We start from the raw sequence: 14,139 nt of genomic DNA, 5'->3' as shown, positions 1-14,139 counted from the left end.
AATACAGATGCGGTACCATACACCTGATTTTTATTTGTGTAGGTGACCATGGATTTACTGCATTCTCTTAGGACACAAGGCTTTCTCGCATTAAGCAGACAGCAGCCTGATTTGTTTCAATTAACGACCTCTCTATCCCTAAATGACGGCACGCAAGTGATTGTGCATGCTGAAGGCCTTATTGAGTTTATGCCCGTCTATTTAGCCGATTTGACCGATAGTAGCGCGACCAAAGCCATTGTTTTGTCATGCGGTATTCATGGCAATGAAACGGCGCCAATTGAGATTCTTGATGATTTAGTACAAGACCTACTCAATGGTCGAAAGCAGTGTGCTCATCCCGTATTGTTTATTTTCGGAAATTTACCGGCCATGGATATTGGCCAGCGATTTGTGGAAGAAAACATGAATCGACTCTTCTCTGGTGCGCACAGTGAAGGAGAGGGAGCTATCAATGCAGAGCGCGTACGTGCGCGTGATATTGAGCATGCGGTGGCCGAGTTTTATCAAAAATTCGGTAAGCAACCAACGCGTTATCACTATGATTTACATACTGCCATTAGAGCATCAAAGAATGAGAAATTTGCGGTGTATCCGTTATTGCATGGGCGCAAACACAGCCGCTCTCAATTGTCGTTTTTGGCAACATGCGGCGTAAAAACGATCTTGTTATCTGAAAGTCCAACAACAACCTTCAGTTATTTCTCCTCAACACAATTTAATGCGCATGCGTTTACCGTGGAGCTAGGGAAGGTACGCCCGTTCGGACAAAATGATATGACGCGTTTTGCAGAGGCTCAATCAGCCTTAACATCTTTAGTGTGTGACGCGTCCTATCAAGCGCCCGAGATACCGTTATCTGAGATGTTGATCTATCGTGTGAATCAAGTGATCAACAAGCACCAAGATGACTTTCGCCTGCATTTTGACGATGACGTGGCCAACTTTACTGATTTTCCGAAGGGAACGGTATTCGCTAGCGAAAGTGGTCAGGAGTATAAAGCTGAGTATGATGGTGAGGCTATTGTCTTTCCAAACGCGAATGTTGCGATTGGTCAACGCGCGATTTTGACCGTTGTTCCTACACAATTGAGCGCCACTGATGAATAATCAATTTGGTCTGGATGGCCGATTGCAAGCCGACACCTATGTTGTAGGCTCATTACCTTTGTGTGAATTGCTATTGAGTAAGGATGCTAATTATCCGTGGTTTATTTTAGTGCCGCGAGTAGCCGGCGCGACAGAGATGATCGATTTAACGGCAGAGCAGCAGCACCAATTCAACATTGAGAGCAATGCTTTAAGTCATTATTTACGTGAAACATTCAAGGCTGATAAGCTGAATATTGCAGCACTAGGTAACGTTGTGTCTCAATTGCATGTCCATCATATCGCCCGATTTACAACCGATGTGGCGTGGCCAAAACCAATTTGGAACGCAGTAGCGGCCAAGCCGTACAGTGATAATGAATTGAAATTAACACTGTCTACAGTATTCAACTACATGAAAAAGAAGGAATTATTATGATTATAACAACAACGAATCAGTTGGAAGGTAAGAAAATCGACAATTATTACGGCATCGTAATTGGCGAAGCAGTGATGGGAGCAAACTTGTTCAAAGATTTGTTTGCCTCAATTCGTGATATTGTCGGTGGTCGTTCAGGCTCTTATGAAGATGAATTAACCCGCGCGCGCAAGATTGCATTTACCGAAATGGAGCAAGAAGCGCGTATGTTAGGGGCAAACGCCATTATTGGTGTTGATATTGACTATCAGGTGATCGGGGATAAAGGCAGCATGTTGATGGTAAGCATTGCGGGGACCGCGATCCGCTATTCAGAGTAGAATTGAAAATTGGCTGAAATACGCGCTTGCGTGACTCGGTCTATAAGTTTGTCTTTTAACGTACGCTAACGGAGTGTGTATGAGTTCGAATAGTTATCAGCCACCTAAAGTTTGGACTTGGGATAAAGGCAGTGGTGGGCGTTTTGCTAATATTAACCGACCAGTGTCGGGCTCAACACATGAAAAAGCGTTGCCTCAAGGTAAACACCCTTTTCAGTTGTATTCAGTGGCGACGCCCAATGGTGTGAAGGTCACTATAATGTTAGAAGAACTGCTCGCCGCCGGCGTCAAAGAGGCGGAATACGACGCTTTTCTTATCGATATTATGGAAGGTGAACAGTTTTCGTCGGGATTTGTTGAGGTAAACCCTAACTCAAAAATACCCGCCATGTACGATACAACCACTAATCCGCCAACTCGATTATTCGAATCAGGCTCAATTGTTTTGTATCTTGCCGATAAATTTAAGCGCTTTATTCCACAAAGTGCTGAACTGCGCGCAGAATGCATGAACTGGGTATTCTGGCAAATGGCCAGTGCGCCCATGTTAGGAGGTGGTTTTGGACATTTCTATGCCTATGCACCAGAGAAATGGGAATACCCAATCGATCGCTATACCATGGAGGTGAAGCGCCAGTTAGATGTGCTGGATAAGCAGTTAGCCAATCGGACATATATTTTAGGTGATGAATACAGTATCGCTGATATTGCTATTTGGCCATGGTATGGCGCGTTAGTATTAGGTTACTTGTATGAAGCTGCTGACTTTTTAGATGTTAGCAGTTATACCCATGTTGTACGGTGGGCTGAACTAGTGGCCGAGCGTCCGGCGGTTAAGCGCGGTAAAATGGTTAATCGCAGTTGGGGGAAGCCAGAAGGACAGTTACGCGAGCGTCATGATGCGAGCGACTTTGAATTGCGAACCCAAGACAAACTTGAACCATCCGCAGAACAAAGCTAACCCTATGTGATTTATGCTTGAGGCTTTTCGTTATCCGCTTTACGTTGAGCCTCATTTGCCTCTGACAAACTCGATTTAAACGGCATTTTTGCAGATTGCTTAAGCAGCATTATGTTGCTAATGATCACGGCTAGCACGATGGCTATGATCAATACGACCCATCCAAGACTCATAATATTGGGATCCCTTTGTTCAATACGTAGCGATAATAAATTTCGTCGAAATGTTCGATAAGCAAATCTTTGCCGCATATGTCACTGGCGTTAATCAATGCCAACAGGGCCGGCTTTTCAAAATTTGATTCAATTTTTTGAGCAAGCGGCACATAACTTAGATGCCAAGGCTCAGCGCCTATACCGCCAGTATATTTGTGATAAGGACGGTAAAAACCAAAATCCTGTGCATGCTGCTCTAGCCACTGGCTAAGCGTAGCGCAAGGGCCTGAATGTTCATATTCTTCAGCCACTAAATGAAACGGTTGACCCCATGCGTCCACAGCAGCTTTGTCGTATACGTCGATATCGCTGCCCCAATGATGACGTGATGCGCCGGGCATAGCGGACCATAATAATATGGCATGCATTTTCTCGGTGTCGCTTAAACTACCTTCTGGGATGATGACACTGTGAATATCGCGAATTGGGATCTTACCTTGCCACTTACCATTCCAAATAGCACATTGCCCTTCAAAACTGCGGTAGCTGCTGACAAGTTGCAAATCAATACCGGCAAGTTGAGCAGCACCTTGCATATCGTTAAATGCATTGAGGGTTTCACTACATAACGCGTGCTTTTCATTTATCTGGGTCAAATGAGAAGCATCGACACCTAGGTATTGAGTCGTCAGCATTACACTAATAACTCCTTCATCACACCTTTATACAAGTGAACCAAGGTTTCTAAATCAGTGATCCTGACATGCTCATCGATTTTATGGATACTGGCATTTACCGGGCCTAGCTCTACGACTTGCGCGCCGGTAGGGGCTATGAATCGCCCGTCAGATGTGCCGCCGGCGGTTGAAAATTCAGGTGCTTGGCCGACTTCATGGCGGATGACTTTATCTACCGCGTTAACTAATTCGCCGCGTTGGGTAAGAAACGGTAGACCATTAAACGTCCATTTGATGTCGTAATTCAGTTGGTGACTATCCAAAATACTGCGTACTTGGTCGATGAGCTCTTCAGCGGTGACTTCCGTGGAGTAGCGAAAGTTAAAACACACCTCACATTCACCGGGAATTACATTACCAGCACCGGTGCCAGCATGAATGTTCGATACTTGAAAGCTGGTGGGGGGGAAGTCGGCATTGCCGTCGTCCCAATGCGCATTGGCTAGCTCACTTAACGCCGGTGCCACGGCATGAACTGCATTATTGGCCAGATGTGGATAGGCTACATGTCCTTGGGTACCATGAATAACCAAATCGCCGGTCAATGATCCCCGTCGACCATGTTTAACCACATCACCAATATGTTCGGTACTTGAGGGTTCACCGACAATACACCAAGTAATTTTCTCATTGCGTGCTTCAAGCGTGTCGATAACACGCGTGGTGCCATTAATAAATGGTCCCTCTTCGTCACTGGTAATCAAAAATGCTATCGAACCATTGTGGTCTGGGTGATCTGCGATGAAAGCTTCAACGGCAACGATCATAGCAGCCAAGCTGCCTTTCATGTCCGCTGCGCCGCGCCCATAAAGCATGTTGGCATTTACTGTGGGTTCAAATGGCGGGTAGGTCCATTTTGATTCTGGGCCGGATGGCACAACATCTGTGTGACCAGCAAAACAAAATACTGGGCCCTTGCTACCGCGTCTTGCCCACAAGTTAGTCGTATCTTCAAATACCATGGTTTCGAGCGTGAAACCTAATGCGGCGAGACGCTCGCCCATTATACGCTGGCAGTCAGCATCTTCAGGCGTGACTGAACGCTTAGCGATTAATGTTTTGGCCAGTTCGAGCACTTCACTCATTGATTTAATGCCTCAGCATAGATTTCTGGCTTGAACCCTACCAGTGTTTTGCTATCTGCAATAAGCACTGGGCGTTTAATTAGGGTAGGGTTGTCAGCCATGAGTTGAATCGCAGTATGCTCATTGACCGACGCTTTCACTTGCTCGTCTAGTTGACGAAACGTTGTGCCACGTTTGTTTAGCAGCGTTTCCCAGCCGACTTGCTGCTCGACCGATGCAACCCAATCACTGTCAATACCGTCTTCGCGGAAATCGTGAAAGGTAAAATCGATATTGTGTTGTTCCAACCACTTCTTCGCTTTTTTTACCGTGTCGCAGTTTTTAATGCCATACAGCGTAATTGTCATAGTTAACTCTTGTATCCGATTATTTTAAACATACCGTCATTAGGGTATCCGATAGCGCTACAATTTTCCTGCCTTTATCAGCATGATTAGTGTGTAACTCAATGGACTTTAAAGGGTTTAATATGGTTACCGCAATACCAGGAATACCAACATTTTGTTTGAGTAAATTAATATCAAAGTCCAACAAACACTGCCCGGACGAAATTTTATGTTTGTTCTTACTGTGGCGCCTAAACTTTAATCCCATCAATGATTGAACGTTGGGCGTGAAGGCTATGCGTAAAACTAAGCCATTTAGCGCCCGTAGCGTAAGCGTATGGCAAGTGGGACTAATATTTATCACGTGACCGTCAAAAGGGGCGAACAATTGTGAACCCGTGAGCTGGATATAGGCACCGTGTCCGAATAAGCCGAGTGCAACGGTATTGTCAGGTGCATTGACGTGAGGAAAGGCCGTGCCATTACAGAGGGATAAAACGTCTATTGTCTGGCTGGTTTTCTCGTCAGTCATTAACGGATCACGTTATAGCCGTCATTCTCGAGCGCTTTTAGTGCCGTTTCCAGTGACTTTTGCTTAACTAGGAAGTAGTCCGTTTCAAACGTTGATAACACAAAAATGCTGACTTTAGCTTGTGCTAAAACATTGCAGATCTTCGCCATAATACCAACCATTGACAGGCTGAGGGGACCTAAGACTTCAAGTGCGCGCCAGTCACCATCGCTGTCATCTGCATCGATAGGCACACTTTCTGGTACAACAATCGATAACTCTTCCGGTGTTTTACCAAGAAAATAAAGAGGTGCATTTAACACGCATTCAGGCACCTTCGCATCAGGAGGCAAAGTGTGAATGACCATTGTGTCAGGGATAACGGCCAACGTTTGTTTCGGCATAGGCGTAGAAATCACCACAAAATTTTTATTCAGACTAGCATAGGTTTGTGATGAGAATGAAGTGTCTCAACACAACGTTTTGATCTAGATACTGTCAATCGGTAATATCGGGCGGTCGCCTATTGTTTGACAAAATGTATCAAAGTCATCTGCTAGCCTTTCTGTTTCCTTAAACACCTGTTGCCAGTACGCTATTCGTTGTTCAGCTGAAAACTGAGTAAAGTCTTCTCTGTCGGGTATCTTTTGATAGGGCAGAGAGGCAACAAACTCTTCAGAAGGGACTAACATCACGACATTATCGTAATTGTGTCGTGATACTTTTCGTGTGAGCGATTTATCAAACCAGCCCGCGCGCGGTGATGCATTAAAATGCGGGTACAATACCAGACCGTCACCGCTATTAATCTTGATGTCGAAGTGATAATCAATGATGCCACCATCCCGATACATGCCCTTTGGCGCACCCGGAATATTGGGAATGCCTTGCATAACTAACGGAATTGACCCCGACGCAAGTAACGACAACTTAAGGTTTTGTGGCGTAAACGGTATTGTAGTCGTAGCAAATTGATAGTCATCCTGGAACTCAAGTTGACCACTGGGTGATGAAAATACGAAACGTTCATATTGCGACTTTATCGCCTGACGTTTGAAACGATTCAAGGCATAACTGCGGGTTAACCCGAGTAATTGTGTAGCCTTACGTTCAGACGCCACTAAACCGTTCACTTTCGCTACGATAAAATGAGCTTTCATTACGGGGTTTTGGATGATTTCATCCAAGTTGTCGTCAGGCACGACAATATCCAGCAAAGCTTTGGCTTTTTCGGTTATTTCTGCTGGCGTTGGTTTGTCAGAATAAGTCGTATGGCAATAGTGCTCAGCCAGCCTTTCGATGGCTTCGACAGGGTTTGCTTGGGCAAAGCAGGCTGAACGAAACGCGCCTGCAGAGGATCCAATTAATTGCAGCGGTTTTTTCCGCGAGCGAAAAAATTCTCCAAACATGTATTTGTCTAAGCCAAATAATGTAAACCACTTAGGACCCCCGGAAGCACCTAGAAATGCTGTAAACATGTCTTGATGAAAACCTTCTTCGCGTAATCGGGCTGCAGCAGTATTGCCAGCATAGATTGATAACAACTCGCGTCTCCTATCGCTTATGTGTGGTTATTAATTGCATTATTGAACAGTGGGCTAAAACACAATGCATGCAGAATATCTAAGTGTCTATCATAAAAGATACGTTAGGGATTTGTTTTATCATACTTATTTATACAATCTATTTGTCAGCTAAATCTCATCCGATAGGGGCTGTGGTTGCCGCTACATCAAGCTTGCAGCCTGCTGTCAGTCAGGTATGATGGAAAAAACAACAATAAGAGTGCCCGCGCATGGAAAAGCACCAAATCCTGATCGTGGAAGACGATCCTGTCAATATCAATGTTTTGGTTGCTACCTTGCGCGATCGGTTTGTGTTGTCCATCGCTAAAACCAAGAAAAAAGCCCTCGAAATTCTAGATCAAAAGCACGTCGATATTATACTGCTCGATTTAAACTTGCCTGATGGCAATGGTTTAGAAATTTGCCAATCAGTGCGCAGCGAGCGAGATACCTACGCTCAACCTTCTATTATTGTAATGACCGGCAGTGAATCGACCGAAGACGAGCTGCGCTCATTAGAGCTAGGTGCCAACGATTTTATCAACAAGCCGGTTCACAACCGAATACTCATGGCGCGTATTGATATTCAAATTGATCTGCTGAGAAAAACTCAGTTATTGAATCAATTAGCGCGTATTGATGGTTTAACCGAAGTGGCAAATCGCCGTGCGTTTGATGAAGCGCTTGTACGAGAGTGGCATCGCTGTAAAAGAGCTGGGCAACCGTTATCGTTACTATTGGTTGATGTGGATGAGTTTAAGGTTTACAACGATACTTATGGGCATACCAGTGGTGATACATGTTTACGCCGTGTCGCGCGATTGCTCAGTGATGTTTTTAAACGAGCGTCAGACCTCGTTGCGCGATTTGGTGGCGAAGAGTTTGCCATAATAATGCCCAACACCTCTCAACAAGATGCATTGGCACTGGCCAATGTCGCGTTAGGCAAAATGGTAGAGCTTAGTATTCCACATAAAACATCGACGGTGCATGACGTGGTCACCTTTAGCGGTGGGTTAATTACCACATTCCCAGTGGATATTGATTTGAGCGCGGATGAAATCATTAATCAGGCTGACATACAATTGTATGCAGCGAAAAATGAGGGTAGGGCTCGCATCATGCCGGCACTGACGCGCACATTGAGTGAGCGCGTCGGTTAAGACGCGCCAAACTGCTTCAGAAACGTCTCTATTGGTTCGGGTTTGTGTAAACCGAATCCTTGTAAATAGGCTATATCCATACCGTTTAGCATGTTCACGGCCTCTTCTGTTTCGACACATTCAGCGACTACTTTAATGTCTTTGGCTGAAGCAATACCGACGATAGACTCAATCATTTTCTGATTCACCACATCGGTTTCGAGATCACGCACGAACATACCATCTATTTTAACCGTATCAATTGACAGTCGCTTTAAGTATTCATATGACGACGTACCGGTGCCAAAGTCATCAAGGGCAAATCGACATCCGAGTTCTTTAAGCGTATTGATGAATGCGATCGTCGCTTCAAGGTTGCTAATAGCGGAAGACTCAGTGATTTCGATACAGAGACGCTCTGGAGCGACATCATATTGTTCTAATTGGCGCTGTACGTAATCAGCAGATGATTCTTTGACGATAAACGCACCGCTCACATTGACCGAAAGCTCAATCACCTGAGTATTACTCAGTGCTTCGATACTCTTCGCCAAAATATAGCGATCAATTGCATCGATAATGTTGAATTTTTCCGCAACGGGTATAAAGAAACTTGGCGGTTGAACACGTCCTGAGCTGTCCATTAATCGCGCTAAAATTTCAGCTTTATGCAGTGTTTTGCCGCCGTCAGAGTATATACCTTGAGCAAATAACTTAATCCGTGATTCGTCTATGGCTTTGCGAATGATCGGTACCATACGCATTTGTTGTTGGGTTTTATCGACATGAGCACGGGTTACGTTATAGACCGAAATTTCACCTCCACCTTTTAACTTACTTTGATAGCAAGTTCTCTCGGCAACACTGATCAGGTGCGAGACCGAATCGATGCTCTCATCAATTTCTACCAAGCCCATACTGACGTTATGTTTGAATTTCTCATCCATCCACACAAATTCGTATGACTCCAATATTGACTTCAAAGCGCGTATTTTTTGAATTGCAAAGCCCATATCGGGTTGGACGAAGTAAACAGCGAATTCGTCTCCGCCAATACGCGCGACAATATCTTCTTTATCCAACTGGCCTCGCAGTATTTCCGCTAGTTGGCGTAATAATTCATCACCCGCAACGTATCCACAAGAGTCGTTAACTATCTTGAACTGGTCCAAATCGATGAGGCAGAGGAAACTTGTTCCATTGCTGGTCGTTGATGCCATGCACTCGTTTAGCCGCTCTTCTAGGGCAAAACGATTGTACATACGTGTGACAAAGTCATGGTGCGATAAAAAGGAGAGTTTGTCTTGCAGGCTGCGCCGTTCATTAATCTCTCTACGCAAACTGGTGTTGGCGGTAACGAGTTCACGTGTACGTTCTTCTACTTTCTTCTCCAAGCGTTCATTGGCGCTGCTCAGTAGCATATTGGTTTCATCTAACGCTTTTAATGTTGAAGAGAGTTTCAAATGCGTCATAACGCGCGCTTGTAACGCATCGCTATCAACAGGCTTAACGATGTAGTCTACTGCACCAACGTCAAAGCCTTCTGCGATGTCTTCATCACTGCTGGTAAGGAATAAAATCGGAATGTTGGCATTTTTTTCTGTGGCTTTAATGTGTTTACACACGTCAAAACCTGACATGCCGGGCATATTAATATCCAGCAATATAAGATCAGGGGATTCTTCTTCAACAACGCGTAGCGCTTTCTCACCATTATTGGCAACCAATATACGTGGATCTAATGGTTTTAATTGTTGTGTTATGACCCTAAGGGTCACGGGGTCATCATCAACTGCGAGTACGGTAAATCGTGATAAATCATTCATTATGTTCGTCTAATACTTGTAAAGCGAGTTCGTAATCAAATACGTCCAACGCATCCAGCAATCCTTGTTTTACAGTAGGCGCACATACGTCTTCAGATAGTCCTTCTAGCGCATCAATGAGTTCGGTTGGCACAATTTCGCTGCGCTCCAAGTGTTGCCGGATCTCATTTAGGACTTCTTCGTTTCCTGTACTGGTTTTTGTTTGTATCGTTTGAGTATTGGCTAAAACGATAGATTTTGCATCTTTTATTGATGATGCAAGCATACTGGCGAAAGCATCTAAGTCTTCTTGAGATACATTGCCTTCTTTAACTTTACTCTCAGTTTCTTTACTCAGAGTAAACAGTTTTACAAAGCCCATATTGCCACTGCTGCCCTTTATGGTGTGGAGCAAGCTCTGCAACTTGTCGCTCTCATTTCTATTCGTTGGGCATACAAGATCACTTTCTATCGCTCCATATTGCGCGATATAAACATTCAGAGTTTTTACATACAGTGCAGGTTGAGAGCTCAGGCTAGGGCGGTGAGTTTGCCAATCCATTGTCGTGAGATCGTCAGGCAGGATTAATGTGTCTGCTGCATTGTCGCCTTCACTTTCGGAGCTTACAGGTAACCCCGCGCTGGCTTTCAGTGAGGGAGATTCATGTGCATGTAGGGCTGCCACCAATTTTTCAGTGAGTACATCTAACTCAATGGGTTTCGGTATATGATCATCCATACCGGCCGCAAGGCATTTTTCCCTATCGCCTTTTAAAGCATTGGCGGTCATTGCCAAGATAGGAATCTTTTTGTTCGATTCTCCCGCAGTGCCGCTGCGGATTTGGCGTGTTGCCTCATAGCCATCCATTATGGGCATTTGACAGTCCATCAAAACCGCAGAGTAGTAACTGTCAGGTTTGCTATTGAGCATATCGATTGCTGCCTGGCCGTGCTCGGCATGCTCGCAATAAAGATTCAAGGTACCGAGCAGGCCCTCGGCAACAAGTCGGTTCACCTGATTATCTTCAACGAGCAATATTCTGGTATCTTCAGGCCATTGGACATCCAGAGAGTGCTGTTTGTGTAATCGTTGCAATGCATGCTCAGATACGAAGACTCGCTTTTCAGTACCGCTTTGATTAACTGCAATCAAGGCTATAGCATTAAACAGATCACTGGTGACAACCGGTTTTGTTAGGCAACCGTCTAGACCCAGTCGAGCCAGATCGGCACTGGCAATTTGGCTGGACACTGAACTTAGCATCAATATCGGTAGCTGTTCATTGGTGTAGTGGTTGCGCACGCTTTCAGTCAGCCACAAGCCATCTTTTTGTGGCATGTGCATATCTGTCAAAATGAGGTTGAAGTTGGCAGTAGGCGTTGCCTCTGCTCCATGATGATTTATGCGCAAAATATCCAGTGCTTCATCAACACTGTGTGCTGCTACCACTTTCGCCCCCCAGTTATCCAAATGAGCACTTAATATGTCGATATTGGTTTGATTATCATCGACGACCATCACTTTCCAATCTTGAAGACTGATTTGCGGGATTTCAGAGACCACCACATCAGTCGTTCTAAGACGAACGCTGAAAGCAAAACAGCTGCCTTCTCCAAAACGGCTATCAACGGATATTTCACCATCCATGAGGTTTACTAATCGCTTGGAAATAGCCAGGCCTAGTCCACTGCCACCAAAATTTCGTGTAGTGGATGAATCCACTTGGGTAAACGATTCAAATAAGCCAGACAGTTTGTCATCGGGAATACCGATACCGGTATCTTTAACTTTGCAATGTAAGCGCAGATCATCTTGTTCTTTGACTAAGGTTGCCTCCACATGAACTTCACCGTCTTCGGTGAACTTAATGGCATTCCCGATCAAGTTAGTAAGAATTTGGCGGATCCTAAGTGGATCACCGGAAACAAAGTCAAAGTCTATTTCAGAAACATCAACCAACAACTCAATGCCTTTAGTGTCGGCTCGAATGGCAAGTGATTGAGCGGTTTCTTCTATTAACTGACGCAAATTGAAATCGATATCCTCGATGGCCAATTTACCCGCTTCAATTTTAGAAAAATCAAGAATGTCGTTGAGCACTGACAACAGCGCGTCAGCGCTGGTCTTCGCGACGCTAACTTTTTGCCGCTGGTCGTTATTCAACGTTGAACGGCTTAGCAATTCAAGCATGCCAATCACGCCATTCATGGGAGTGCGAATTTCATGTGACATACGGGCTAAAAATTCACTTTTAGCGCTGTTAGCATTATTGGCTTGCTGGGTAGCGAGCTTGAGTTGTTGTTCGGCGAGTTTACGCTGGGTGATGTCTCTGCTGATCCCCAGAATCAGTTCCTTGCTTTCATCTGGCAAGTGAAACACTGATTTACGCGTTTCAAACAATACTTGTTGTTCTTCACCGATAGCGGTCCAGCGTTCGGTAATACGCGGTTTTTCACTGGCTAGCGTTTCTTTATCGTCCTGTTTAAACGCATTAGCTTCTGCGCGACTGTATAACTCATTGTCATGCTTACCTTCTACGTCTTCGACTTTTAATCCCAACAGCGCAGCAAACGCCTTATTTACCCTGAAGTAATATCCATCTTCTGATTTACAGAAAATAGGGTCGGGGATTGCGTCAAAAACCGTTGAAATAAGCGTCCTCTCGCTTTTCAGTTGTTCGGCTGTTTGTCTCAGTTCGGTGGTACGAGCCAACACTTCTTCTTCAAGCGCTCTAGCGGAATCTTTAATAAGGTGAGTCGCGCGGCTATAAAAAACATACAGTACGCCACCCAATGCAAGCGTGAATCCGATGATGATTGCCAATAGTGATATGATGATTGAGCGCGCGCGAAAATACGGTTTCATTGCCTCATTCACGTCGATTTCTGATGTGATACCGAGTGATAAAAAGTCAAGGTAACTCCAAGCGCCCATCACCGGCACACCGCGATAATCTCTATAACCTTCCAATTGCATGCCGGCAGATTGGTTAATGATACTTTGCGCCACTAATGTGAGCGGTTGCTGATCTCGCTCAGTTGACGCTTTTTTACCAAGCGTTAAATCGACACCGGGGTTTCTTACGTCCACGTGTAAAATGGATGAGCTACCTGAAACAATTAATTTGGCGCGCGTGAGATCGGCAATAAATCTGCTTTCGGAAACTAATTCGCCGGACTCATTGATTAAATAAGTTTCGCCAGAGTTCCCTAAGCGCCCTAGTTGAGTAATGGATGACAATTCTTCTTTGGGACTGTGATGGGATGCCAGCAGTGCGATCACTTCACCTTGGTAAACTATCGGTGCTACGTAATGCGAGGTAATAAATTCGCTTTGTTTGATAAATTCTTTTGTCGGAGGAATATACGCTGCTATTCCTTCTTCAATAATACTCTGAACGATATGAGCATACTGGTTGATAAATACGGGGACTTTATTGGCCGCGATATTGGCAGTTGTTACGACACGCTCACCATCTAGTTTGAGTAGGTCAAATCCGTTGTGGCCTTGTAGGCGTTGCAATTCAAAAAAACGGGTATGCAATAACTCTTCAAGAACCGCTTGTTCACCCTCAGGCGTTGTTGGGTCAAGCAGGGCTGCAACAGATTCATTTAATCCGTCAGTCGATGCCGCTTCGACTATCTGAATAATGTTGTTCTCGTGCCACAGTCGTAACGCTGTTGTGGTTGTTTCCATTACAACGGTCAATGCGTTACCCACTTCATTGCGCACATTGTCGCGAATAGAAATAAGTGCAAAGCGGGTTACCACAATAGATACGATAATTAGCACTATCGCTGCCGCTAGTGCAGTTTTAAGTAGCCGAGTATTGCTTTGATCAAGGTTTTTATTCAACGTTGATAATCTGTGCTTACATACCGTTAGTTATGAATGTAGCAGCCTGTTTATGGACCCGTCTAGTATTAGATAGCCTTAACATTTTGATTTGTTGAAAAAAGGTTTAAAAAAGCGCGAAAAGCACTTGCAGAAACAAGGTTGAATG

The 14,139-nt window shown here is 44.7% G+C and carries 14 protein-coding genes; 5 read left to right on the top strand and 9 right to left on the bottom strand.

The window, feature by feature from the left end; genetic code table 11:
• The first annotated feature begins 48 nt into the window (after positions 1–48).
• The 4 genes from astE (at position 49) to yghU (ending at position 2,809) form a co-directional block, all read left to right on the top strand.
• Positions 49–1,110, top strand: a complete 1,062-nt coding sequence (gene astE / locus CSH93_RS03190; RefSeq protein ID WP_100641762.1) for a succinylglutamate desuccinylase — start codon at positions 49–51, stop codon at positions 1,108–1,110.
• Entirely contained in the window at positions 1,103–1,528 is a 426-nt protein-coding gene (locus CSH93_RS03185; RefSeq protein ID WP_100641761.1) for an HIT domain-containing protein, read from the top strand. The genes astE and CSH93_RS03185 overlap by 8 nt, the downstream gene beginning before the upstream one ends.
• A complete protein-coding gene (locus tag CSH93_RS03180; protein ID WP_100641760.1) occupies positions 1,525–1,848 on the top strand; it encodes a heavy metal-binding domain-containing protein in 324 nt (107 codons plus the stop codon). Before CSH93_RS03185 ends, CSH93_RS03180 begins: the two co-directional genes overlap by 4 nt.
• A 79-nt stretch (positions 1,849–1,927) precedes the next feature.
• On the top strand, positions 1,928–2,809 hold the full coding sequence (gene yghU / locus CSH93_RS03175) for a glutathione-dependent disulfide-bond oxidoreductase (RefSeq protein WP_100641759.1): 882 nt from the start codon (positions 1,928–1,930) through the stop codon (positions 2,807–2,809).
• An 11-nt stretch (positions 2,810–2,820) separates the two neighbouring features.
• Here yghU and CSH93_RS03170 read toward each other — a convergent pair whose 3' ends face one another.
• From CSH93_RS03170 to CSH93_RS03140, 7 genes are all read right to left on the bottom strand, one after another.
• Positions 2,821–2,982: a DUF2897 family protein gene (locus CSH93_RS03170; RefSeq protein ID WP_100641758.1), complete on the bottom strand. Its 162-nt coding sequence runs from the start codon at positions 2,980–2,982 to the stop codon at positions 2,821–2,823.
• Positions 2,979–3,659 (bottom strand): M15 family metallopeptidase, encoded by a 681-nt coding sequence (locus CSH93_RS03165; protein WP_100641757.1) that lies wholly within the window; start codon positions 3,657–3,659, stop codon positions 2,979–2,981. The genes CSH93_RS03170 and CSH93_RS03165 overlap by 4 nt, the downstream gene beginning before the upstream one ends.
• Positions 3,659–4,786 carry a succinyl-diaminopimelate desuccinylase gene (dapE, locus tag CSH93_RS03160; RefSeq protein ID WP_100641756.1) on the bottom strand — a complete coding sequence of 376 codons (1,128 nt, stop codon included), beginning with the start codon at positions 4,784–4,786 and terminating at the stop codon, positions 3,659–3,661. Before dapE ends, CSH93_RS03165 begins: the two co-directional genes overlap by 1 nt.
• On the bottom strand, positions 4,783–5,133 hold the full coding sequence (locus tag CSH93_RS03155; RefSeq protein ID WP_100641755.1) for an ArsC family reductase: 351 nt from the start codon (positions 5,131–5,133) through the stop codon (positions 4,783–4,785). The genes dapE and CSH93_RS03155 overlap by 4 nt, the downstream gene beginning before the upstream one ends.
• A 19-nt stretch (positions 5,134–5,152) precedes the next feature.
• Complete coding sequence (locus CSH93_RS03150; protein ID WP_100641754.1) at positions 5,153–5,644, bottom strand: PTS glucose transporter subunit IIA; 492 nt, start codon at positions 5,642–5,644, stop codon at positions 5,153–5,155.
• Positions 5,644–6,027 (bottom strand): ACT domain-containing protein, encoded by a 384-nt coding sequence (locus CSH93_RS03145; protein ID WP_100641753.1) that lies wholly within the window; start codon positions 6,025–6,027, stop codon positions 5,644–5,646. Before CSH93_RS03145 ends, CSH93_RS03150 begins: the two co-directional genes overlap by 1 nt.
• Before the next feature lie 84 nt (positions 6,028–6,111).
• A complete protein-coding gene (locus tag CSH93_RS03140; protein ID WP_100641752.1) occupies positions 6,112–7,167 on the bottom strand; it encodes a patatin-like phospholipase domain-containing protein in 1,056 nt (351 codons plus the stop codon).
• Positions 7,168–7,418: 251 nt separating this feature from the next.
• On the opposite strand from CSH93_RS03140, the gene CSH93_RS03135 reads away from it, so the two are divergent.
• The gene (locus CSH93_RS03135; RefSeq protein WP_100641751.1) at positions 7,419–8,351 is read left to right on the top strand and encodes a GGDEF domain-containing response regulator; all 933 of its coding nucleotides are present in this window, start codon (positions 7,419–7,421) and stop codon (positions 8,349–8,351) included.
• Here the strand turns inward: CSH93_RS03135 and CSH93_RS03130 are convergent.
• Positions 8,348–10,156, bottom strand: coding sequence for a two-component system response regulator (locus tag CSH93_RS03130; RefSeq protein WP_100641750.1), 1,809 nt, complete (start codon positions 10,154–10,156; stop codon positions 8,348–8,350). The genes CSH93_RS03135 and CSH93_RS03130 overlap by 4 nt on opposite strands.
• On the bottom strand, positions 10,149–13,991 hold the full coding sequence (locus CSH93_RS18190; protein ID WP_100641749.1) for a response regulator: 3,843 nt from the start codon (positions 13,989–13,991) through the stop codon (positions 10,149–10,151). The genes CSH93_RS03130 and CSH93_RS18190 overlap by 8 nt, the downstream gene beginning before the upstream one ends.
• Between the last annotated feature and the right edge of the window lie 148 nt (positions 13,992–14,139).

It is taken from the genome of Neoalteromonas facilis (genome assembly GCF_002807665.1).
Classification (GTDB): domain Bacteria; phylum Pseudomonadota; class Gammaproteobacteria; order Enterobacterales; family Alteromonadaceae; genus Alteromonas_E; species Alteromonas_E facilis.
This window is presented reverse-complemented; position numbering and strand designations above follow the sequence as displayed.

Excerpts from the sequence above, each read along its gene's own strand:
- CSH93_RS03165 (WP_100641757.1), bottom strand. The coding sequence starts at position 3,659 with ATGCTGACGACTCAATACCTAGGTGTCGATGCTTCTCATTTGACCCAG.
- CSH93_RS03170 (WP_100641758.1), bottom strand. The coding sequence starts at position 2,982 with ATGAGTCTTGGATGGGTCGTATTGATCATAGCCATCGTGCTAGCCGTG.
- yghU (WP_100641759.1), top strand. The coding sequence starts at position 1,928 with ATGAGTTCGAATAGTTATCAGCCACCTAAAGTTTGGACTTGGGATAAA.
- CSH93_RS03150 (WP_100641754.1), bottom strand. The coding sequence starts at position 5,644 with ATGACTGACGAGAAAACCAGCCAGACAATAGACGTTTTATCCCTCTGT.
- CSH93_RS03135 (WP_100641751.1), top strand. The coding sequence starts at position 7,419 with ATGGAAAAGCACCAAATCCTGATCGTGGAAGACGATCCTGTCAATATC.
- CSH93_RS03145 (WP_100641753.1), bottom strand. The coding sequence starts at position 6,027 with ATGCCGAAACAAACGTTGGCCGTTATCCCTGACACAATGGTCATTCAC.
- CSH93_RS03130 (WP_100641750.1), bottom strand. The coding sequence starts at position 10,156 with ATGAATGATTTATCACGATTTACCGTACTCGCAGTTGATGATGACCCC.
- astE (WP_100641762.1), top strand. The coding sequence starts at position 49 with ATGGATTTACTGCATTCTCTTAGGACACAAGGCTTTCTCGCATTAAGC.
- CSH93_RS03180 (WP_100641760.1), top strand. The coding sequence starts at position 1,525 with ATGATTATAACAACAACGAATCAGTTGGAAGGTAAGAAAATCGACAAT.
- CSH93_RS03185 (WP_100641761.1), top strand. The coding sequence starts at position 1,103 with ATGAATAATCAATTTGGTCTGGATGGCCGATTGCAAGCCGACACCTAT.
- CSH93_RS03155 (WP_100641755.1), bottom strand. The coding sequence starts at position 5,133 with ATGACAATTACGCTGTATGGCATTAAAAACTGCGACACGGTAAAAAAA.
- dapE (WP_100641756.1), bottom strand. The coding sequence starts at position 4,786 with ATGAGTGAAGTGCTCGAACTGGCCAAAACATTAATCGCTAAGCGTTCA.